The sequence below is a fragment of the Sphingomonas sp. Ell38C01 genome, assembly GCF_055231975.1.
On the sequence record NZ_JBUYVA010000001.1, the window covers coordinates 2465130 to 2486564 of the forward strand.

At 65.4% G+C, this 21435-nt stretch carries 20 protein-coding genes; 19 read left to right on the forward strand and 1 reads right to left on the reverse strand.

What is annotated here, in order from left to right; all coding sequences use genetic code 11:
* The first annotated feature begins 51 nt into the window (after nt 1-51).
* From ACV7NO_RS11575 to ACV7NO_RS11655, 17 genes are all read left to right on the forward strand, one after another.
* Complete coding sequence (locus ACV7NO_RS11575) at nt 52-1206, forward strand: polysaccharide biosynthesis/export family protein (RefSeq protein ID WP_463406142.1); 1155 nt, start codon at nt 52-54, stop codon at nt 1204-1206.
* Nucleotides 1207-1368: 162 nt separating this feature from the next.
* Complete coding sequence (locus ACV7NO_RS11580) at nt 1369-2121, forward strand: hypothetical protein (RefSeq protein ID WP_463406143.1); 753 nt, start codon at nt 1369-1371, stop codon at nt 2119-2121.
* A gap of 45 nt (nt 2122-2166) precedes the next feature.
* A complete protein-coding gene (locus ACV7NO_RS11585) occupies nt 2167-3237 on the forward strand; it encodes an NAD-dependent epimerase/dehydratase family protein (RefSeq protein ID WP_463406144.1) in 1071 nt (356 codons plus the stop codon).
* A gap of 163 nt (nt 3238-3400) precedes the next feature.
* Nucleotides 3401-5311, forward strand: a complete 1911-nt coding sequence (locus ACV7NO_RS11590; protein ID WP_463406145.1) for a glycosyltransferase — start codon at nt 3401-3403, stop codon at nt 5309-5311.
* Between the two features lie 49 nt (nt 5312-5360).
* Entirely contained in the window at nt 5361-5648 is a 288-nt protein-coding gene (locus ACV7NO_RS11595) for a hypothetical protein (RefSeq protein WP_463406146.1), read from the forward strand.
* A gap of 42 nt (nt 5649-5690) precedes the next feature.
* A complete protein-coding gene (locus tag ACV7NO_RS11600; RefSeq protein ID WP_463406147.1) occupies nt 5691-6848 on the forward strand; it encodes a glycosyltransferase family 2 protein in 1158 nt (385 codons plus the stop codon).
* A gap of 52 nt (nt 6849-6900) precedes the next feature.
* Nucleotides 6901-8544 carry an AMP-binding protein gene (locus ACV7NO_RS11605; RefSeq protein WP_463406148.1) on the forward strand — a complete coding sequence of 548 codons (1644 nt, stop codon included), beginning with the start codon at nt 6901-6903 and terminating at the stop codon, nt 8542-8544.
* Nucleotides 8545-8556: 12 nt separating this feature from the next.
* Entirely contained in the window at nt 8557-8790 is a 234-nt protein-coding gene (locus tag ACV7NO_RS11610) for an acyl carrier protein (RefSeq protein ID WP_463406149.1), read from the forward strand.
* Complete coding sequence (locus ACV7NO_RS11615; protein WP_463406150.1) at nt 8787-10070, forward strand: tetratricopeptide repeat protein; 1284 nt, start codon at nt 8787-8789, stop codon at nt 10068-10070. Before ACV7NO_RS11610 ends, ACV7NO_RS11615 begins: the two co-directional genes overlap by 4 nt.
* Before the next feature lie 53 nt (nt 10071-10123).
* Nucleotides 10124-10933, forward strand: a complete 810-nt coding sequence (locus tag ACV7NO_RS11620; protein ID WP_463406151.1) for an ABC transporter permease — start codon at nt 10124-10126, stop codon at nt 10931-10933.
* Between the two features lie 114 nt (nt 10934-11047).
* Nucleotides 11048-11620: a dTDP-4-dehydrorhamnose 3,5-epimerase gene (rfbC, locus tag ACV7NO_RS11625; RefSeq protein ID WP_463406152.1), complete on the forward strand. Its 573-nt coding sequence runs from the start codon at nt 11048-11050 to the stop codon at nt 11618-11620.
* A gap of 13 nt (nt 11621-11633) precedes the next feature.
* Nucleotides 11634-12689 carry a dTDP-glucose 4,6-dehydratase gene (gene rfbB, locus ACV7NO_RS11630; protein ID WP_463406153.1) on the forward strand — a complete coding sequence of 352 codons (1056 nt, stop codon included), beginning with the start codon at nt 11634-11636 and terminating at the stop codon, nt 12687-12689.
* On the forward strand, nt 12686-13591 hold the full coding sequence (gene rfbD / locus ACV7NO_RS11635; RefSeq protein ID WP_463406154.1) for a dTDP-4-dehydrorhamnose reductase: 906 nt from the start codon (nt 12686-12688) through the stop codon (nt 13589-13591). The genes rfbB and rfbD overlap by 4 nt, the downstream gene beginning before the upstream one ends.
* Nucleotides 13588-14451 carry a glucose-1-phosphate thymidylyltransferase RfbA gene (rfbA, locus tag ACV7NO_RS11640; RefSeq protein WP_463406155.1) on the forward strand — a complete coding sequence of 288 codons (864 nt, stop codon included), beginning with the start codon at nt 13588-13590 and terminating at the stop codon, nt 14449-14451. The genes rfbD and rfbA overlap by 4 nt, the downstream gene beginning before the upstream one ends.
* Before the next feature lie 156 nt (nt 14452-14607).
* Nucleotides 14608-15642: a KpsF/GutQ family sugar-phosphate isomerase gene (locus ACV7NO_RS11645; protein WP_463406156.1), complete on the forward strand. Its 1035-nt coding sequence runs from the start codon at nt 14608-14610 to the stop codon at nt 15640-15642.
* A gap of 11 nt (nt 15643-15653) precedes the next feature.
* Nucleotides 15654-16466: a 3-deoxy-manno-octulosonate cytidylyltransferase gene (gene kdsB / locus ACV7NO_RS11650; RefSeq protein WP_463406157.1), complete on the forward strand. Its 813-nt coding sequence runs from the start codon at nt 15654-15656 to the stop codon at nt 16464-16466.
* Nucleotides 16463-17038 (forward strand): histidine phosphatase family protein, encoded by a 576-nt coding sequence (locus ACV7NO_RS11655; protein ID WP_463406158.1) that lies wholly within the window; start codon nt 16463-16465, stop codon nt 17036-17038. Before kdsB ends, ACV7NO_RS11655 begins: the two co-directional genes overlap by 4 nt.
* Before the next feature lie 4 nt (nt 17039-17042).
* On the opposite strand, the gene tpiA is transcribed toward ACV7NO_RS11655, so the two are convergent.
* Nucleotides 17043-17786: a triose-phosphate isomerase gene (gene tpiA, locus ACV7NO_RS11660; RefSeq protein ID WP_463406159.1), complete on the reverse strand. Its 744-nt coding sequence runs from the start codon at nt 17784-17786 to the stop codon at nt 17043-17045.
* A 114-nt stretch (nt 17787-17900) separates the two neighbouring features.
* Here tpiA and ACV7NO_RS11665 point away from each other — a divergent pair, with 114 nt between their 5' ends.
* Nucleotides 17901-19850, forward strand: coding sequence for a peptidylprolyl isomerase (locus ACV7NO_RS11665; protein ID WP_463406160.1), 1950 nt, complete (start codon nt 17901-17903; stop codon nt 19848-19850).
* Complete coding sequence (locus ACV7NO_RS11670; protein ID WP_463406161.1) at nt 19735-21348, forward strand: anthranilate synthase component I family protein; 1614 nt, start codon at nt 19735-19737, stop codon at nt 21346-21348. Before ACV7NO_RS11665 ends, ACV7NO_RS11670 begins: the two co-directional genes overlap by 116 nt.
* The last annotated feature ends 87 nt before the right edge of the window (nt 21349-21435 follow it).

The following is a 21435-nucleotide window of genomic DNA, read 5'->3' on the forward strand; positions in this document are numbered from 1 at the left end:
CGTATTTCCATCGAGTATCTTATGAATCATCGCACGCGCTCCTCGGTTCTCGTGACAGCCCCGGTTGCGACGATCGCGCTCGTGCTGGCGGGCTGTGCTTCGCTTCCCTCCAGCGGCCCGACGACCAACGACGTCCTGAAGGAAGAGCGCGACGCTGCGAGCCAGCTCGGCTTCAGGATCGTCAATCTGACCGCGCAGGACATCCCCGCGGTCAGCCAGCCGGCGACACTCGACACCGCGTCGCTGCGCGCGCTCGCGCGGACCGGCCGGGTCGATCAGGTGGGGCCCGGCGATGTCCTGTCGATCTCCATCTTCGAGGTCGGGACGACGCTGTTCGGCAGCGGGACGACGACGCTGGGCGGCTCGGGCACCACCCCGTCCGTCACCAGCTTCGATCCGTCCGCCCGCTCGCAGGCGCTGCCCGGTGTCGTGGTGAACGAGAACGGGCAGATCAAGCTGCCCTATGTTGGCGTGCTCAACGTGTCGGGCAAGACGACGGCCGAGATCGGGCGGATGATCGAACGCGGGCTGGCCGGCAAGTCGCAGATGCCGCAGGTGCTGGTCGAACTCCGCAACAACATCACCAACACCGTGCTGGTCAGTGGCGCGGTCGCTCGGCCGGGTCGCCAGCAGTTGACGCTGGGGCGCGAACGATTGCTCGATGCCGTCGCGGCGGCGGGCGGGACCGGAACGCAGGATGGCCCGCAAAGCACGCTCGTCCGCTTCACCCGCGGAGGGCAGACCGCCGAGGTCTATCTCGAGGCGATCGACAGCGGGTCGGCGGGCGATCTGATCCTGTTGCCTGGAGACCGCATCGACCTGTTGCGGCGCCCGCGGACCTATTCGGTGTTCGGCGCGGTCGATCGCGTCCAGCAGTTCGCATTCGACAGCCGGTATCTGACGCTGGATGAGGCCATCGCCCGCGCCGGCGGGCCGTCCGATGTCCGGGCCGATCCGTCGGCCGTCTTCGTGTTTCGCAACGCGGGCACGGCAGCGGCGGGGGCAACCGCGCCGATGCCGGCACCGACCATCTACCGGCTGGATATGTCGAAGCCGTCGAGCTTCTTTCTGGCCCAGCGGTTCCAGATGCGGGACAAGGACGTCATCTATGTCGCGAATGCGCGATTTACCCAGACGCGCAAACTCGTAGAGATCGTGAACCTGCTGTTCTCGCCGATCTATACCGCCCGCGTGGTCGCGCAGTAACCGCAACCCTAGAGAGGACCTTCTGCCCGATCGACCGGAAACCGGCGAACCGAGCGGAACCATGCCGGAATTGCAAGGAAGTTGACTTGCGACGGTGTGACGCACTTGCGAATGACCGTTCCCGGCGATGTTCGCACGACGTTCGATTGACGCAGTTGAGGTATGCTTATGGTGGATCGCGAATTGCAGGATCAGGTCGCGGTTTTGGTCGACCGCGATTGGTATCGCCTGACCCAGATGACCGATGTGCCGCCGAATATCGATGCGCTGGATCATTTTCTGAACACCGGCTGGCGCAAGGGGCTCGACCCGTCGCCTTTGTTCAGTCGAGAATGGTATCTTTCGGTATATCCGGATGTGCGAGCAGCCGGGGTCGATCCACTTCAGCATTACTTGCGGCACGGCCAGTGGGAACGTCGTGATCCCGCACCGGTCTTCGATACCGACTGGTATCTGGAGCGGCATGCCTATGCCCTGCCGAACGGGGTCAGCCCGCTGATCGAATATCTGGACGGCGGCTGGCGCAAGGGACGCTGGCCGAATCCGCTGTTCGACAGCCGGTGGTATCTCGACAACAACCCCGATGTGCGGGAGCGCGGCACCGAACCGCTGACCCACTTCCTGATGCAGGGCCATCGCGAGGATCGCGATCCCAGCCCCGCATTCAGCCTGCGCGACTATCGTGCGATGAACGATACCAGCATCGCGACCGAGCGGAACCCGCTGGTGCACTATCTTGCCGCGGGCCGGGACGGGCGTGTGCTACCGTCCCCCTATTTCGACGCGAAATGGTATTACGACAATTATCCGGAGGTCGGACAGTCGCAAATGGCGCCGCTGGCGTATTTCATCGCGTACGGCATCGGCAAGGGCCACAAGGTCCCGCGCCCGCAGCCCGATCTCGTCCTCCCCTGATCCCGCCGGTCGGTTCGACCGTCATTCCCAGCTAGGAACAGCGATTTGCAAGACTGTATTCTGATCACGGGCGGCGCCGGTTTCATCGGGTGCCGCCTCAGCCAGGCGATGGACAAGCCCCTCCCCGTCGTGGCGGTGGACATGCTGCACTCGCAGGTTCACCCGGAGCCCGTTCGTCCGGCCGCGCTTGCGGACGACGTCGTGCTCGAGGTCGCAGACGTCTGCGACACGGAATACTGGCCGGGCTTCCTGGAAAAGTGGCGTCCGCGCGTCATCGTCCATCTGGCGGCCGAGACGGGCACCGGGCAGTCGTTGACCGCAGCGTCGCTGCACGCGCGGACGAACGTCGTCGGCACCACCGCCATGCTCGATGCGATGGCCGCGATCGGGTTCGTCCCGGACCATATCGTGCTAGCATCCAGCCGCGCGGTCTATGGCGAAGGGGCCTGGGCGGACGAGGACGGCGCGCTGTTCTATCCGGGGCAGCGCACCAACGCGCAGCTGCTCGCCTCGGACTGGGACTTCTCGTCGCCTGACGGCAAGCCGGCGCGGCCGCGCGCGCACGACGCCGCGCTGCACCAGCCCGCGCCCACAAGCGTCTATGGCGCGACCAAGCTGGCGCAGGAGCACGTGCTGCGCGCCTGGGCGGGCGCGTTCAACGTGCCGCTGTCGATCCTGCGCCTCCAGAACGTCTACGGCCCCGGCCAGTCGCCGTTCAACTCGTACACCGGGATCATCACGCTGTTCCATCGGCACGCCCGCAAGGGCGCGACGCTGGATATCTACGAGGATGGCCAGATCGGCCGCGACTTCGTGTATATCGACGATGTGGTCGATGCATTCGTGGCCGCCTTGCGATCGCCGCCGCACATCGTCCGCAAGGTCGATGTGGGCTCCGGTGTCGCCACCACGATCGAACAGGCCGCGCAGATGATCGCCACCGCGAACGGTGCACCGGCCCCGGTCGTGTCGGGCAAATTCCGCGACGGGGACGTCCGTTGGGCGGTTGCCGATCCGACGCTGCTGAACGCCGATCTCGGGGTCATCCCGAAGGTCGATTTCGCGACCGGATCGCGGCTGGTCGGCGAATGGCTAGTCCAGAACAATTATGAGTAAGCCCCCCGTGCGCACCCCCCCGCCCAAGCCCGGCAAACCCGCCCCCCCCCCGCGGGGCGCCGACGCGGGTCGTCCGGCCGCATCCGTGACGAAGGCTCCGGCTGCGCCGGCTGCTGTGGACGTTGCGTTGCCCACGCCGACAGGGCCGAGGGTCGTGGCGCTGGTGTGGGCGCGTGACCGCCTGCACCCCTGGCACGAAACCGTGATTTCGCTCAGCCGGGTGGCCGGCCTCGACGAGGTCATCCTGGCCCTCGCGCCCTCGCAGATGGATGCCGCGCGGGCGCAATATCCCCATCCGCCGGTGACGGTGCGCGAATTCCATACCCTGTCCGGTGCGGCGCGGGACTTGGTTGCGGATGGCGTCGACCAGCTGCTGATCGTGCGTGAACCGATCGTGTTGGGCGAGGACGCGCTTGAGCGTGCCTCACAGTGGATTGTCGACGATCCGCGCGTCGCGTGCGTCTCGTTTCTCTCCAACGCGGCGGGCTATCTCAGCTTTCCCCACCGCAATACCGAGCAACCCTTCTGCCCCGAGGGCTTCAACGCCGCGACCCTCACCCGGCATCTGCGAGTGACCAAGCCCGATTCCGGGCGGGTTCCGATCGCGGTGCCCGAGGGATGCGCGGTGCTGCTCAACGTCGGTGCGCTGACCGCGGTCGGCGGACTGAACGCGGAGCATGATTCGCAACCGCAGCTGGCGGTTACCGAGTTCGCCCTGCGCGCCTCGCGGCGCGGCTTTCCGTCCTATCTCGACGCCAGCACGTTCGTGCAGCGCCGGTTCGATGTCGAGCATCCCGACGGCACCGCCCTTGCAGTCTCCGAACTCGCGCACAAGCTCTATCTCGGCCATCGCTTCTTCCCCGGGCTTCACGATTACCAGAAGAACTCGGGTAGCGAACCCGTTGCGGTCGCGCTCGACCTGGCGCGTGCCAAGACCCAGGGTCTGCGCGTGCTGATCGACGGCTCCTGCCTCGGCCCGCGAGAGATGGGAACGCAGGTGCAGACGGTGGCACTCGCCTGCGCGCTGGCGCGTCATCCGGGCGTCGCGTGGCTGGGCGTTGGCGTCCCGCATGATCGGGCGCCGGACTATGCCGCGGAGGCGTTTGCGAGAAACAACGTCCATACGCTGAGGATCGACGGCACGCGGTTCTTCGATCCGCCCCATGTCGATATCGTCCACCGCCCGTTCCAAGTCGACGGCAACCAGGAAGGCATGCGCGACTGGTACAATTTCGGCAAGCGGATGCTGCTGACGATCCAGGACCTGATCGCGTATCGCAACGGTGCGTATTTCGCGCAGTGGGAGGACTGGCATCGCTATCGCGTCGCGATGATGCTGGCCTCCGCGCTCGTGGACGGGGTCGTCACGATCTCGCACGACGTCAAGCAGGTGCTCGAGGAAGACGGGCTGTCGATCCCCCCCGACCGGCTGTTCATTGCCGAGAACGGCATCGATCATCAGGGCCCAGGCGATACCCAGCGGATTCCGCAGGGCCTGCTCGATCGCGGCTGGGCGGCGGAGCCCTACATCCTGGCGCTGGGAGCGAGCTACTCGCACAAGAACCGCGACATCGCGATCCGTACTTGGCAGCGGCTTCGCAGCCTCGGCTTCCCGCACAAGCTGATCCTGGCGGGGTCCGAAGTCCCGCTGGGATCGACGCGGATCGAGGAGGCGCTGGCGATCGGCGTGGACGACAGCGGGATCCTGATCCTGCCCGACGTCAGCGCAGAAAACCGCAATTGGCTGATGGCGAACACTTCGCTGGTCCTGTACCCGACGTCCGCAGAAGGATTCGGCTTCATTCCGTTCGAGGCCGCGATGTTCGGCAAGGCGACGGTCCACGTATCGTTCGGCCCGCTGCGCGAACTCATCGGCGAGTGCGACACGCCGCAGACGTGGGATCCGACCGTCCTGGGAGACTATGCCGCGACCTTGCTGACCGATCGGTTGGCAGCCGATCGCGCAATTCGGGCAGCACGCTCGCGCGAACTTGAACTGACGTGGGACGGGACCGCCGACAAGGTGGTCGCGGCGTATCTCGCCTGCCTGTCCAAACCGCGACGCCCGCACTGACGGCGTCGCCGATCACCGCGACGTTGCATCAAAGACCTTGGGGAAGACGATGAATATTGACGAGATCAGCCTGAAGCAGGCCCTGCTGGATTTCGAGATCGCCAACGCGCGTGTCATGGACCTGACGAAACGCGTGATGGGGCTTCAGCTCGAAGTGGTCGAGGCCCGCAAGCGCCTGTCGACCAGCACATCGGGCAACAGCACCGAGATGGCCGCGACGATCTTCGACCTGCGCGCCGAGAACGCCGCCCTGCGTTCGCAGCACGCAGCCGAACTGGGCATGCTCCAGCGCGAATTGGCAAAGCTGCGCCAGACGGACGCGACCACGGACGCCTGAACGGCATCCCGGCGTTTTCCGTACCTTGATAGCGAGATCGTAATGACCAAGCCCCGTGTCCTTCACTGCATCACCGTCTACAACGGCGAAGCGTTCGTGCCGTGCTGCATCGAAAGCGCGATGCGGTTCGACGACGACGTCGCGGACACCGACGTCCTGATCCTCGACGATGCCAGTACCGCGCCGGGGTGGAGCGAGCGGCTGAAGGCGTTCTGCGAAAAGGTCGGCGCGAAATACTATTGCACGCCGCGCAACTTGGGGATTCCCCGCAACGTCAGCCTGGGGCTGCGTACGTCGATCGAGCTCGACTACGACTATGTCACGATCAACAATTCCGACGTGATCTTCCCGCGCAACCTCATCAGCCAGATGGTCCGCACGTTGCAGGCCGCGCCCGATGTCGGGTCGGTCACCGCCTGGTCGAACAACGTGTCGATCTATACGCTGCCCAACGAAGATCCCGATCTGCACATCGCGGATCAGGCGATGGTCGACTGGCTGTCGGAAACGATGGCGAATCACCATGGCACTCGCGTCGTGGACATCCCGGCTGGAATCTCGTTCGCGATCATGATGCCGGTATCGGTGGTCAAGGATGTCGGGCTGATGGATCCGGTGTTCGGGCGTGGCTATTGCGAGGAAACCGACTGGAGCCTGCGCAGCTTGGCAATGGGCTATCGCTTGGGTCTGGCGGTCGGCACGTTCGTCTATCACATGGGCCGCGGCTCGAATCTCGATGCCGGGCTGGTCAGCTCGCACCACACCACGGTCCCAGAGAACGAGGTCATCATCGACCACCGCTATCCCGAATTCCGCAACCAGGTGCAGGCCTTCTTCGAGAACGGCATCATGCCGGCGCTGGTCGGCGACGGGCTTGACCGGATTTTGCGTCAAGCCGCCTCGGAACATGGATACGTCATCAATTATGGCTGGATGCCACGCGCTGAACGAGATGCGTCGATCGTGCAGGTCGACGTCAAGCCCGGGCTTGATCAGATCGAGGCGGTGGTTTCCTACCGCGGGTTCCAAAAAGGCTATCCGCTGGACGTAACGGAAAGCGTGACCGCACTATCCGAACTTTTGGGGTCGGCACCGAAGGTGGTTAACATATATGATCGTGGCACCGGAATGGACCAGTTCTTCAAGGGCTTGGGAAGCGCGCCGGTTGCGCATAGCTACGCGTATCCGACCGTGATCTGACGCCTGCTCCGATCGAATTGACGACTGTTACTCACTCGAGAACGAGACGAGCATGGCGACCGAATATTTTGCATCGATGAACCGTCAGGCGACACTTACCCCGCATGCACCGTTTCTGGACATGTTTGCCGGCGCCGGCGAATATCGTGATGTCACGTACCAGGAAATGATGGATGGGATTGCGAACGCCGCCTCCCTGATCGCGGACCGCGGCGTTGGTCGTGGCGACACTGTGCTGATCTTCGCTCAGCACAGTGTCGGCATGCTGCAGGCTTTTTTCGGGGCACAACTGCTTGGCGCGATCCCGTCGTTCATGCCTCCGCCAACACCAAAGACCGACCTCGCCTCATGGCGCGCCAGCCATCTGGCGCTGATAGCGCGATTGACGCCTGCCTGTGTCGTATCGGAGCCCTCGTGCATCGCGGAAGTACGGTCGCTCGGCGCGGACGACGTCATCAGCACGGAGATGGTCGAGGCGGCGCCTGCTGCTGCGACGAAGCTGGTTCCCGTCGCAGACATCGACGAGCCTGCGTTTCTGCAGCATTCCTCAGGCACTACCGGTCTCAAGAAGGGAGTGATCGTCACCTACAGGCAACTGTTGGCACAGGTTACCAGCTACTCTCGGTCGATCGGATTCGTAGGCGGACGCGACGTCCTTGTCAGCTGGTTGCCCCTGTATCATGACATGGGGCTGATCGCAGCCACACTGATGCCGTTCTCGCTTGGATCGCGGATGCGCGTGATCGCGACCTTTGCGTGGCTTTCCAACCCCAACAGCCTGATCGAGCTGTTGGCCGATACCGAGAATGCGTTCTGCTGGATCCCGAATTTTGCTTTTCCCTATCTAGCGCAGCGGGGCAAGGTTCCGGCAAGCGCGGAGGCCCTCGCCGGCGTCCGCGCGGTCATTAATTGTTCGGAGCCTTGCAAGCAGGAAGGTATGGAGGCCTTCTACGCCAAGTTTTCGCCAGCCGGCCTCAGCAGGGATGCGGTGCGCGTATGTTATGCCATGGCAGAATATGTCTTTGCCGTGACCCAGACGAGGGAAGGCAAGCCTCCGGTCCTCTGGCTTGATCGCGAGGCGTTCGAAACACAGCGCCGGATCGATCCGGTTGCTCCGGGAACCTTCAGGGCGCAAAAGATCGTTTCTGTCGGCTTCCCGGTGGAAGATGTTGAAATTCATATCTCTGCCTCGGACAACGAAGATGTCGGCGGGGTTTGTGTCCGCGGTCCTGCGCTGTGCAACGGCTACTACCGAAATCCGGAACTGAGCGCAAAGAAGTTCGTCGATGGCTGGTATCACACCGGTGACCTGGGGTTCCTGCATCAGGGGCAATTGTACATAACTGGACGATCGGACGATCTCATCATCGTACGTGGCCGCAATATGTATGCCCATGATATCGAAATGCTTGTCTCGCAGATTGATGGCGTGAAGGACGGTCGCAGCGTCGCGTTCGGCGTCGACAACGACCGAACCGGAACGCAGGAACTCGTCATTATCGCCGAAAGCGAAAATCCCGATGCTTCGGCCACGATCGAGCGATCGATACGCGAGGTCGTGACAGCGGCCTATGGCGTATCCCCGACCACCACACGCGTAGTGTCTCTTAACAGTCTGGTGAAGACGAGCAGCGGCAAGATCTCCCGGTCGAGTAACAAGGCCGCGTTCGTGAAACCGACCTCCGACAATCCGTGATAGGAATTACTTTTGGACATTCAGGCCATTGTCTCCGACACGATCCATCGCGTATTCCCCAATTTCGAAGGCGAGGTGACGGAATCTACCATGGCGTCGGACGTTCCCGGCTGGGATTCGTTCGCCCACGTGGAATTGATATTCGCAATCGAGGATGCGACGGGTATCACAATGGAGATTGACCGCACGTTCGAATGTGAGAATGTCGGCCAGCTTATAAAAATGCTCGAAGGGTCAGCGACTTGAATGATGAAAGCCGCCTGCACGAACGCCCGTTGGTGGTGTTTGACGGCAACTGCCAGGGGCACCATCTTGCGGCGATCCTTCGTGGATCGGGCGCGGCGGATGCGTACTCGGCGGGCGGCGATCTCGGCTTCGTGCCGAGCTACAAGGGCGTATCCTGCCGCTATATCGACGAGCCTGAAGCGGTAGGGCTTATCAAGGCGGCGCGCGCAAATGGGCGTGCCGCTTTCCAAGTCAGCCAGTCGTCCCCGCGAAGCGATTCCAGTGCGACCGCCTATACGTCGCTCGTCGACGATATCATCCGATTTCCGCACACACAGTTTTACTGCGTCAAGCCGGATCATTTCGCCGCGGCGTTCAGGGCACGGCCGGCTGTGCGGAGGATGTATGACCTTGATCTTCGCACCATCGCGGTATGCCAGAAGCGAGCCGGATCCAACCGCGACTTTGCAGAGATGGTGTCGCAGATGGCGCAGACCCAGCCGGTGTTTCATACCGAAACCCACCCTGCGGGCGCTTTGACCGCTGAGTTATTGACCGATGTTGCCGAGCGCATTCCCGGCCTCGACATGGAATTGATCGATATTGCGGCCAACCACTTGCGTCGAACGGAGGGCATCAATCACGTCACGTATCACCCGATCGATCAGGCGGTACTTGACGAACTGGGCTTTGACTGGGGCGAAAGATATCGCACGTTTCGCAAACTTTTGGTATTTGCGGCCGATCAGAACTGGGCCGCGATAACCACCCGGTTCGATCGTTATTCGGAGATGTTTTCGGGAGACTCGCAGTTCTGGCGTGCAGCGACATCGGCTTTCGTCCGTGCGCAATCTCGGGAACTAGCGATCCACTCGATTGATAGGCTCGTCGCCTTATCTCCTGGCTTCATGCATAACTGGCTGACTGCCATTACCTTTCATCTCGATTTGAACGAAGTCGATCTTGCGCTTCAAAGGGTGGAACAAGCGAAACAGTTCTATGAAGGACAGCGCAGTTTTAGTCAGTTGATGGCATTTATTTACCTGCGTATGGGCCGTAACGCCGATGCGGAGGTTTACGCCCGTGACTATTTGGAACGCACGCCGGAACGAAGCGACAAGTTCCTGCCGCTGGGAAAGGTGCTTGCGGCGACCGGTCGTACGGAAGAAGCGCGTCAGGTCTTCATGATTGCCGCCAAAACCGGAGACATTTCGGTTATCAACGAATTGTCGGGAATGGTCGCTATGATCCCGGAGCTTAGCTTGAGCCGCGAGGACATGTTGCAAGAGGCCGGCTTGTGACCCGATCACCCGATGTCCTTGCAGGCTCGGCGGGCAACTGAAGGACCAAACGCGTGAATTTCACCGAAAACGTAGATGCCGGGCGGACATGGCGCGGGGCAAGCGTTCAGTTGCGCGTCATCGGCGCCTTGCTGCGCCGTGAGGTCCATACGCGTTATGGCCGCGATAATATCGGCTATGCGTGGATCTTGGGCGAACCGCTGCTTTTCGCAGGCGCGATCGCGGCAATCCACAGTGCGACCGGTGGCACGCACACGGTCGGTGAAACGAACCCCGCCGCGTTCTTCAGCTTCGGCTACACGATGTTCATGTTGGTGCGACTCATGATTACGCGCGCGGAGGCCGCGCTGGAAGGCAATGCCCCCCTGTTATATCATGCCCAGGTGACGCTTGCGGACATTTGTCTTTCCCGTGCGATTCTGGAATTTATTTCCGTCGTCGTCACATTCTTCGTGATCGCATCGGTCGCGTTGCTTCTCGGATGGACCGCCCCCCCCCCGCGCCCCGAATGGGCGGCGTTCGCATTCCTCATACTATTTGTTTTCATGACTGGCGTCAGCATGATTACGACGGCCTTGTGCGAATTCAGTCAGGTTGCAAAGCGCTTGGTCCATCCGTTCAGCTATCTCATCATCCCGATCAGCGGCGCGTTCTATTCTATCTCATGGCTTTCCCCATCGATACAGGCCTATACGCGCGTCTTTCCTCTCCCGCAGTTTTTCGAGATGATGCGCTTTGGCATGTTCGAAGCGTCGACCGATCAATATTTCAGTGTACCCTTCCTGATGATCGTGAGCGCATTGGCATTGTTGCTTGGGTTCGCTTCGATGTCGCTCACCCGGAAGCACCTGCACCTGTCGTAGAGTGGGAGTTGCAAGGAAATTGCAGCGATATCACGCCATCGATCCACTAGAGGGCTCCCGCGCCGCGAGGCAGGCAAACCAAATTCTTGAGACGCTTGATCAAGGACCGAAAGCATGATTCAATCCGCCAACCCGGTCAAACTCGTGAAGCCAAAGCGGTTCGGCGATAGTCGCGGCTGGTTCACCGAGGTCTATTCGGAAGCCAAATTCGCGGACCTTGGCATTACCTGCCGGTTCGTGCAGGATAATCATTCGCTGTCGGTTCCGCGCTTTACGTTGCGCGGGATGCATTACCAGACGCCGCCGCACGGGCAGGACAAGCTCGTTCGCTGCATCCGCGGCCGGATCTACGATGTCGCGGTCGACATCCGGCGCGAATCGCCGACGTTCGGCCAGTGGGTCGGTGCCGAACTGACCGCGGAGAACGGCCACCAGCTGTTCGTCCCCATCGGCTTCGCGCACGCGTTCCTGACGCTGGAGGACGATTGCGAGGTCACCTACAAGGTGTCCGACGTCTATGCGCCGCAGTGCGACGGCGGCATCCGCTGGGACAGCGTCGGGATCGACTGGCCGATGCCAGCGGGCACCACGCCCGAGCTGTCCGAGAAGGACACGAAGCTCCAGGCGCTTGCGGATTTCGACTCGCCGTTCGTCTATGACGGCAACCCTCTCCTTCCGATCGATTGAGGTCCACCACCCCATGCGTATCTTCGTCACCGGCGGCGCCGGCTTCATCGGCTCGGCGCTCGTCCGCAACCTGATCGCGAACAGCGAGCACGAAGTGCTGAACTTCGACAAGCTGACCTATGCGGGCACGCTGACCACGGTCGAGAGCGTTGCCGACAGCAACCGCTACCGCTTCGTCCAGGGCGACATCTGCGACGGCGACGCGGTCGCCGCGGCGATCGCGGAGTTCAAGCCGGAGATCATCACGCATCTGGCGGCCGAGAGCCATGTCGATCGCTCGATCGACGGACCGGACGCGTTCATCCAGACCAACATCGTCGGCACCTTCCAGATGCTGACCGCGGCGCGCGCCTACTGGAACACGCTCGAGGGCGACGCGAAGGCGAACTTCCGCTTCCACCATATCTCAACGGACGAGGTCTACGGTTCGCTCGACGACACCGGGCTCTTCACCGAGGAGACGCCCTATGATCCGCGGTCGCCCTATTCGGCGTCGAAGGCGGGCAGCGACCATCTGGTCAGCGCGTGGGGCCACACCTTCGGGCTGCCGGTGCTCATCACCAACTGCTCGAACAATTACGGCCCGTATCACTTCCCCGAAAAGCTGATTCCGCTGATGATCGTCAAGGCGCTCGCGGGTGCCGACCTGCCCGTCTACGGCAAGGGCGACCAGGTCCGCGACTGGCTGTTCGTCGAGGATCACGTCCGCGCGTTGCAGGCGGTGTTCGAGAAGGGCGAGGTCGGCCGCACCTACAATGTCGGCGGCAACAACGAGAAGCAGAACCTCGAGGTCGTGAAGACCGTGTGCGCGATCCTGGATCGCCTGCGTCCGCGTGAGAACGGCAAGTCCTACGCCGATCAGATCACCTATGTCGCCGACCGCCCAGGTCACGACAAGCGCTATGCGATCGACGCGTCGCGCATCAGGGACGAGCTGGGCTGGGAGCCCGCCGAGACCTTCGAGAGCGGGATCGAGAAGACCGTCGCGTGGTATCTCGACAATCAGGACTGGTGGCAGTCGATCGTCGAGAAGCACGCTGCCGACCAGCGCCGTGGACTGAACGCATGAGCGTTCGCACCATCCTCGTGACCGGCGGCAATGGCCAGCTCGGCACCGAACTGCGGCGCCACGCCTGGCCCGATGGATGGGCGGTCCACGCGATCGATATCGACGAGGTCGACCTGCGCGATCCCGCCGCGATCAAGGCGGTCGTTGCCGCCGGGCACGATGGCAAGCCGTTCGCCGCCGTCATCAGCGGCGGCGCCTACACCGCGGTCGACAAGGCCGAGAGCGACGTCGTCACCGCGTGGCAGGTCAACGCGATCGCGCCGGCCGCGTTCGCCGAGGCATGCGCCGCGGCGGACATCCCGCTCGTCCAGGTGTCGACCGATTACGTCTTCAATGGCGCGCGCGAGGGCGCGTGGGAGCCGGCCGACCCCGTGGGTCCGCTCGGCGTCTATGGCGCGTCGAAGCTGGGCGGCGAGCTCGCGGTCGCGACCGGCTGCAAGCGCTATGCGATCGTGCGCACCGCGTGGGTCGTCAGCGCGCATGGCAACAACTTCATCAAGACGATGCTGCGTGTCGGCGCCGATCGCGACGAGTTGCGCGTGGTCGAGGACCAGCATGGCAGCCCGACCTCGGCGGCCGATCTCGCCGCCGCGCTCGCGACGATCGCGATCCGGCTGGTCGAGGACGCGGACGCTCCCGTGGGGGCGTATCACTTCAGCAACGCCGGCCCCACCACATGGGCCGGGTTCGCGCGCGAGATCTTCGCGCAGTCCACGGCGCGCGGCGGTGCGACCGCCAGCGTGACAGGGATCGCGACCAGCGAGTATCCGACACCCGCGACCCGCCCGCCCAACTCCATGCTCAGCCACGCCGCGATCGAGCGCGACTACGGCATCCGCCCCCGCGCCTGGCAGGCGGCGTTGAGCGACATCCTCGACGAGCTTATCGGGACAACGAAATGAAGGGCATCATCCTCGCCGGCGGCTCCGGCACCCGGCTTCATCCGGCGACGCTGGCGGTCAACAAGCAGCTTCTGCCGGTCTACGACAAGCCGATGATCTATTATCCGCTGTCGGTGCTGATGCTCGCCGGTATCCGCGACGTGCTCATCATCTCGAACCCTGAGTTCCTGCCCTCGTACAAGCACCTGTTCGGCGACGGATCGGCGCTGGGGATCCGGATTTCCTATGTCGAGCAGCCGAGCCCCGATGGGCTGGCGCAGGCGTTCACGCTGGGCGCGGACTTCATCGGCGACGACAATGTCGCGCTGATCCTGGGCGACAATATCTTCTACGGCGCCGGCCTTGTCGATCTGTGCCGCAACGCGACCGAGCGGACCGAGGGCGCGACGGTGTTCGCGTACCAGGTCGAGGATCCCGAACGGTACGGCGTGGTGGAACTCGACACCACAGGGCGCGCGCTGAGCCTCGAGGAGAAGCCGGAAAAGCCGAAATCGAACATGGCGGTGACCGGCCTCTATTTCTACGACAACAAGGTCGTCGACTATGCGCGCAACCTGAAGCCGTCGGCGCGCGGCGAGTATGAGATCACCGATCTCAACCGCATCTACATGGACGACGGCGCGCTCTTCGTCGAAAAGATGGGCCGCGGCTATGCCTGGCTCGACACCGGCACCCATGACAGCCTGCTCGAGGCGGGTGAGTTCGTCCGCGTCGTCCAGCATCGCCAGGGGATCCAGATCGCGTGCCTCGAAGAGATCGCGTTCGAAATGGGCTACATCTCCCGCGAACAGGCGCGCGCGCGCGGTGAGTCGTTGAAGAAGACCGCATACGGACGTGCCATTCTCGCCGCAACCGCGTAAACCGTTTCCTTACAAGCGCTTGTTTGATGCTTCTGGTTTGTGACCAGCGGTGATAGTAATTCCTTTCCCCGGCATGGGATCAGATCGGTCGCCGCCGGTGCGGACAGGACCGGCGACGATGCCGGATGGGGACAGGCGGCGCGCGGGGAGATCGCTATGGGCCACGAACGTACCGTGGGACACGCGTACAGCAATCTGGTCGCCTTGACCCGCGGTGCGGGGATCGGGGCATCCCGGTCCGCGTCCGGCGTCGCCACCTCGGCGATCGAGGGCGTGACCGCGCTGCGCGAACGGTTCGAGAATGACGATTTCGCACGCGCGTTCGACGATCTCGTCGGCCGGATCCTCGGCGTGCGCGGGCGCGTCATCATCGCGGGCATGGGCAAGAGCGGGATCATCGCGCGCAAGATCGTCGCGACGCTGACGTCCAGTGGCACGCCGGCCTCCTATCTCCACCCGGCCGAGGCGGGGCATGGCGATCTGGGCATGATTACCAGCGACGACTTCGTCCTGCTGTTCACCCAGTCTGGCGAGACGACCGAGCTGGGTTCGATCTTCCGCTACTGCAAGCGATTCCGCATTCCCAATTGCGTCGTCACCGCGAACGGCCATTCGACTGCGGCGCGCGCCGCCGACGTCTGCCTGCAACTGCCGACCGTCCGCGAGGCGTGCCCGATCGATCTCGCGCCGACGACGTCGACGACGGTCCAGCTCGTCTTCGGCGATGCGCTGGCGATCGCGCTGATGCAGTGGCGCGGCTTCTCGGCGGAGGATTTCCACACCTATCACCCCGCAGGGCGGCTCGGGGCGCAGCTGCTCCGCGTGCGCGAGGTGATGGCGGCGGGGCGTGACGTGCCCAAGGTGATGCTCGATACCCCGCTGATCGACGTGACGATCGAGATGACGCGCGCGCGCCTCGGCGGCACGGCGGTGGTCGACGCGCGCGGCACGCTGGTCGGCGCATTCACCGATGGCGATCTGCGCCGGACGGTGACGGGCGGCGACGCGCTGACCGGGACGGTGGGCGATCACATGAGCGCCGCGCCGATCCGCATCAAGCCCGACGAGCTCGCCTCCTCCGCACTCAGGATCATGCAGGAGAAGAATGTCCTGCTGCTGTTCGTGTGCGAGGGCGACCGTCTGGTCGGCGCGATCCACATGCACGACCTGCTCCGCGCCGGCGTGATCTGACCGCCGCGACGATGCCCCGCACGCTCGTCGCGATCCCGGCGCGTGGCGGTTCCACGCGGTTGCCGATGAAGCCGCTGCGCCTGATCGCGGGCCGCTCGCTCCTCCATCGCACGATCGCGCTCGCGCGGCAGGCGCTTGCGGGCGTCGCCGACGTTACCTTGATGGTCGCCACCGATGACGAGGGGATCGCCGAACATGCGCGCGCCGCCGGATGCGACGCGACGATGACCGACAGCGCGATCGCCAGCGGCTCGGGCCGCGCGCTCGCTGCCGCGCGGACGCTCCCCTACCGCCCCGACATCGTCGTCAACCTCCAGGGCGACGCCCCCTTCCAGCCGCCGCACGCGCTCGCGGCCGTGGTCGCCGCACTGGCCTCGGGCGACGCCGCGGTCGCGACCCCGGTCGTCGCGCTCGACTGGGCGTCGCTCGATGCGCTGCGCGTACACAAGCAGACCTCGCCGTTCAGCGGCACGACCTGCGCGCGCGGCGCCGATGGCCACGCGCTGTGGTTCTCGAAGGCGATCATTCCCGCCATCCGCGACGAGGACCGCCTCCGCGCCGCGGGCCCGACCTCGCCGGTGTGGAGACATATCGGGCTCTATGCCTACCGGATCACTGCGCTCGAGGCGTACGAAGCCGCGCCGCAGACCGCGCTCGAACGGCTCGAGGGACTCGAGCAACTCCGCCTGCTCGAACTCGGTCTGACGATCGCCGCGGTCGCGGTCGCACCCGCCACCTTCGACATCTCGGGAATCGACACCGAAGCCGATATCGCTCGCGCCGAAGCGCTCATCGCCGCGCACGGCGACCCGACCCCGGCGTGAACACCCGCGCGTTCATCGTTCGCCACGGGAACACCTTCGTGCCCGGCGAGCCCCCGCGCCGCGTCGGCGCACGCACCGATCTGCCGCTCGTCGACAGCGGCCGCGCGCAGGCCGACGCGCTCGGCGTGATGTTCGCGCGCGACGGCATCGCCTTCGACCGCGTCCTGACCAGCCCCCTGTTGCGCACGCGCGAGACCGCCGCCCGCATCTTGCCCGCCCTGCCAGCCGAGCCCACCGACTGGCTACGCGAGATCGATCACGGCCCCGACGAAGATCAGCCCGAATCCGCGGTGATCGCCCGGATCGGCACCGCCGCGCTGGAGGCCTGGGACCGCGACGCCACCCCCCCGCCCGGCTGGCAGGTCGATGCCGACGCCCGCATCGCGGCATGGCGCGCTTGGCTTGCAGACGCGCGCGGCACGACCCTGCTCGTCACCAGCAACGGCGCGGCCCGATTCGCGCGCATCGCGCTCGGCCTGCCCGCCGCGAAACTGCGCACCGGTGCATTTGCAGAAATCCGGTGGGACGGCGACGTCCCACGCCTCGCCGCGTGGGACGTCCGCCCGGACTGACGCCTCAGCCCCGCGCCGCCTCGATGATCGGCACGAACTTCGCCGCGGTCAGGCTTGCGCCCCCCACCAGCGCGCCGTCGACATCGCCGGCATGGAGCAATTCACGCGCATTCTCCGCGGCCACCGATCCGCCATAGAGCAGCAGGATCTTCTCCGCCTCCGCCCCGATCAACTCACGCAACTTGCCACGGATCGCGCCGTGCATCGCCGCCACGTCGTCGACCGTCGGCGTCCGCCCCGTCCCGATCGCCCACACCGGCTCGTACGCCAAGGACAGCCACGCTGACGACGCCCCCTCGGGCAACGATCCCGCAACCTGCGCGGTCACCACCGCCTCCGCCTCGCCCGCCTCGCGCTGCGCCAGCGTCTCGCCGACGCAGACGATCGCGTCGAGCCCCGCGCGGCGCAGCGCCTCCGCCTTGCCCTTCACATCGGCGTCGCGCTCGCACTGGTCCGCGCGGCGCTCCGAATGCCCGACGATCGAAAAGCGCGCGCCAGCCTCCCGGGCCATCGTCGCCGAAATGCATCCGGTATGCGCGCCCTTGTCCGCCGCATGGACGTCCTGCGCCCCGATCGCGAACCCCGGCGCCCGATCGACTGCCGGCGCGATCAAGGTGGCGGGCACCGCGATCGCGACGTCGACCGCGGGCCCCGCCACGCGCGCCGCCTCCGCGATCGCGTCCAGCTCCACCAGCGCCGCCCGCGAGCCGTTCATCTTCCAGTTTCCCGCCACCAGCTTGCGCCGCATGTCCCCGTCCCCTTCGCTCGATCTTCGCCGTTGCAAGGTCGATAGCCGCACCGATCGCTTGATGCCACCGGGACACGCCCCTAAAGCGACCGCTTCAACGAGGCGATTTAGTCCATGCTCGGTTTCTTTCGGCGGATCATCCATTCCCGTGTGGGGATGATCGTCACCTTCGGGGTGCTCGGCATCATCGCGCTCGCGTTCGCGGCGAGCGATATCACCGGCTTCACCGGCAAAGGCGGGATCACCGGCACCTCGGTCGCGACCGTCGCGGGCAAGAGCGTCGGCGCGGGCGAGTTCCGCAAGGCTGCGCAGACCGAGATGGAGGGGTTCCGCCAGAACCAGCCGACGCTCGACATGGCGCAGTTCGTCGCGGGCGGCGGGCTCGACGGCACGCTCCAGCGGATGATGAACGGCCTCGCGCTCGAGGCGTTCGCGAAGGACCAGGGCATCGTCGTCAGCAAGCGCCTCGCCGACGGCGAACTCGCGAGCATTCCCGCGCTCCAGGGGCCGACCGGCAAGTTCGACCAGGCTCTGTACGAGCGCATCCTCGCGCAGCGCGGGCTCACCGACGCGCAGATCCGCGGCGACCTCGTCCGCGATCTCTATTCGCGGCTGCTGATGGTGCCGACGATCGGCGCCAGCCAGATCCCGCAGACGATGGCGCTCCCCTATGCGTCGCTTCTGCTCGAGAAGCGCGAAGGACAGATCGCGTTCATCCCGACGCGCGCGATGGGCGCGGGCGCCGCGCCGACCGACCAGCAGCTCCAGACCTTCTACCAGCGCAATATCCAGCGCTACACCACGCCCGAGCGCCGCGTGATGCGCTACGCGCTGGTCACTCCCGCCGCGGTGAAGGCGCAGGCGGTGCCGACCGACGCGGAGGTCGCGAAGGCCTATGCCACCGATCGCGCGAAATATGCGCCCACCCAGAAGCGCACGATCGTCCAGGCGACCGTGCTCGATCAGGCCGCCGCCAATGCGCTCGCTGCGAAGGTCAAGGCGGGCACCGCGCTCGCCGATGCCGCCCGCGCGGCGGGGCTCGAGGCGCGGACGATCACCAGCGTCGACAAGGCCGGCTACGCACAGCAGGCCGGTGGCGCCGCTGCCGACGCGGTCTTCGCCGCCGCGCAGGGGTCGGTCGTCGGGCCGGTCCGCGGCGCGATCGGCTTCGTCGTCGCGCGGGTCGAGGGCATCCAGCAGGTGCCCGGCAAGTCGCTCGCCGAGGCGCGCGGCGAGATCGTCGCGGCGCTGACCGCGAGCAAGACGCAGGACGCACTCGGCAGGATCCGCGACGGCCTTGACGACGCGATCGGCAACAACGCGAACTTCAACGAACTCGTCGCCGACCAGAAACTGACCGCACAGACCACGCCGCCGCTGACCTCGGCAGGTCTGAGCCCCGAAGACGCGGCATTGAAGCCCGATCCCGCGCTCGCCCCGGTCGTCGCAGCCGGCTTCGCGGCGGAGGAGGGCGACACGCCCACGCTGGTCCAGGCCGGCACCGATGGCAGCTTCGCGGTCGTCGGGCTCGATCGCATCGTCCGCGCCGCCCCGCGTCCGCTGGCGCAGGTCCGCGAGGCGGTGGTCCGCGACTTCAGCATCGATCGCGCGCGCTCTGCGGCGCGTCAGGTCGCCAGCGCGGTCAACGCGAAGGTCAACAAGGGCACACCGCTCTCGCAGGCGCTGGCGGAGACGAAGCTGTCGCTCCCCCCCGTCCAACCCCTCGCCGCGCCCCGCGCCCAACTGGCACAGAACCCCCGCGGCGCCCCACCCCCCCTCGTCCTGCTGTTCAGCATGGCGCAGGGCACCGCCAAGCTGCTCGAGGCGCCCGAACAGGGCGGCTGGTTCGTCATCAGGCTCGACCGGATCATTCCGGGCGATGCAGGCAAGCAGGCGGGCGTCGTCGGCGCGACCCGAGCGGATCTGGGCCGCGTGATCGGCCGTGAATATGTCGAGCAGTTCACCACCGCAGTCCGCAACAGCGTCGGGGCGAAGCGCAACGACGCCGCGGTGGCGGGCGTTCGCCGCGACCTGCTCGGCCAGGGGGGTTCCAATCAGCCCTGAAGCAAACCAGGCGGCATCGCGCGCGCTGGCCGACGGGCGCCCCGCGCTCGTCTGGCGGCGGCGGATCGCCGATACCGACACCCCCGTCGCGGTCGCGCTCAAGCTGATCGAGCCCGGCCGCGGCGACTTCCTGCTCGAATCGGTCGAGGGTGGCGCGGTGCGCGGGCGGCACAGCCTGATCGGGCTCGCTCCCGATCTGGTGTTCCGCGCGCACGGCAACAGCGCCGCGATCAACGCCGACTGGCTGCACGATCGCGAGGCGTTCGTCGCGTGCGAGATGCCGACGCTCGACGCATTCCGGGCGCTGGTCGCGCAGTGCCGGATGGACGTGCCCGCCGAGCTGCCGCGGGCACTGGCCTGCCTCGTCGGCTATTTCGGCTACGAGACGATCGGACTGGTAGAGACGCTCGCGCAGCCCACCGCCGATCCGCTCGCGCTGCCCGACATGATGTTCGTGCGGCCGACGGTGATCGCGGTGTTCGATCGCCTCGCCGATGCGTTGTTCCTCGTCGCGCCCGCCTGGCCCGACGCCGCGCGCACGCCGGATGCGATCGTCGCGGACGCCGAAGAACGGCTCGATGCGATCGAGGCCCGGTTGGCGACCGCGCCGCTTCCCGTGCCGGTCCGCGGCGACGCGACCGCGATCGAGCCGACGCCGGTGCTGCCCGCGGGCCGATACGGCGAGATGGTCGCCGCCGCGAAGGACTATATCGTCGCGGGCGATATCTTCCAGGTCGTCCTCGCGCAGCGCTTCACCGCGCCCTTCCCGCTCCCCGCGTTCGAGCTCTACCGCGCGCTGCGCCGGATCAATCCGTCGCCGTTTCTCTATCATCTCGACCTGCCCGGCTTCGCGCTGACCGGATCGAGCCCCGAGATTCTCGTCCGTGTCCGCGACGGTGAAGTGACGATCCGCCCGATCGCGGGCACGCGTCCGCGCGGGGCCACTGCAGCGGAGGACGAGGCGAACCGCACCAGCCTGCTCGCCGATCCCAAGGAGCGTGCCGAACACCTGATGCTGCTCGATCTCGGCCGCAACGATGTCGGTCGCGTCGCGGAGGCGGGCAGCGTCAGGGTCACCGACAGCTACACCGTCGAATTCTACAGTCACGTCATGCACATCGTGTCGAACGTAGTCGGCCGGCTCGCCGCCGGGCACGACGCGATCGACGCGATGTTCGCCGGCTTCCCCGCGGGCACCGTCAGCGGCGCGCCCAAGGTCCGCGCATGCCAGATCATCGCCGAGCTCGAACAGGAACGCCGCGGCGCCTATGCCGGCGGCGTCGGCTACGTCTCGCCCGATGGATCGATGGATTCCTGCATCGTCCTGCGTACCGCGGTGGTGAAGGACGGGATGATCCATGTGCAAGCGGGAGCCGGTATCGTTGCAGACAGCGATCCGGCTTCAGAGCAGCGAGAATGCGAAGCGAAGGCGGGTGCGTTGTTCGCGGCTGCGCGAGAAGCGATCGCACAGGCGAGCGGTTCAGGTTTCGGGCAGTAACGGCTGAAAAATACCGTCATCCCAGCGAAAGCTGGGATCTCTTGCAGGAGCGCGCGCGGCCCCTTCAAAGAAATTCCAGCTTTCACC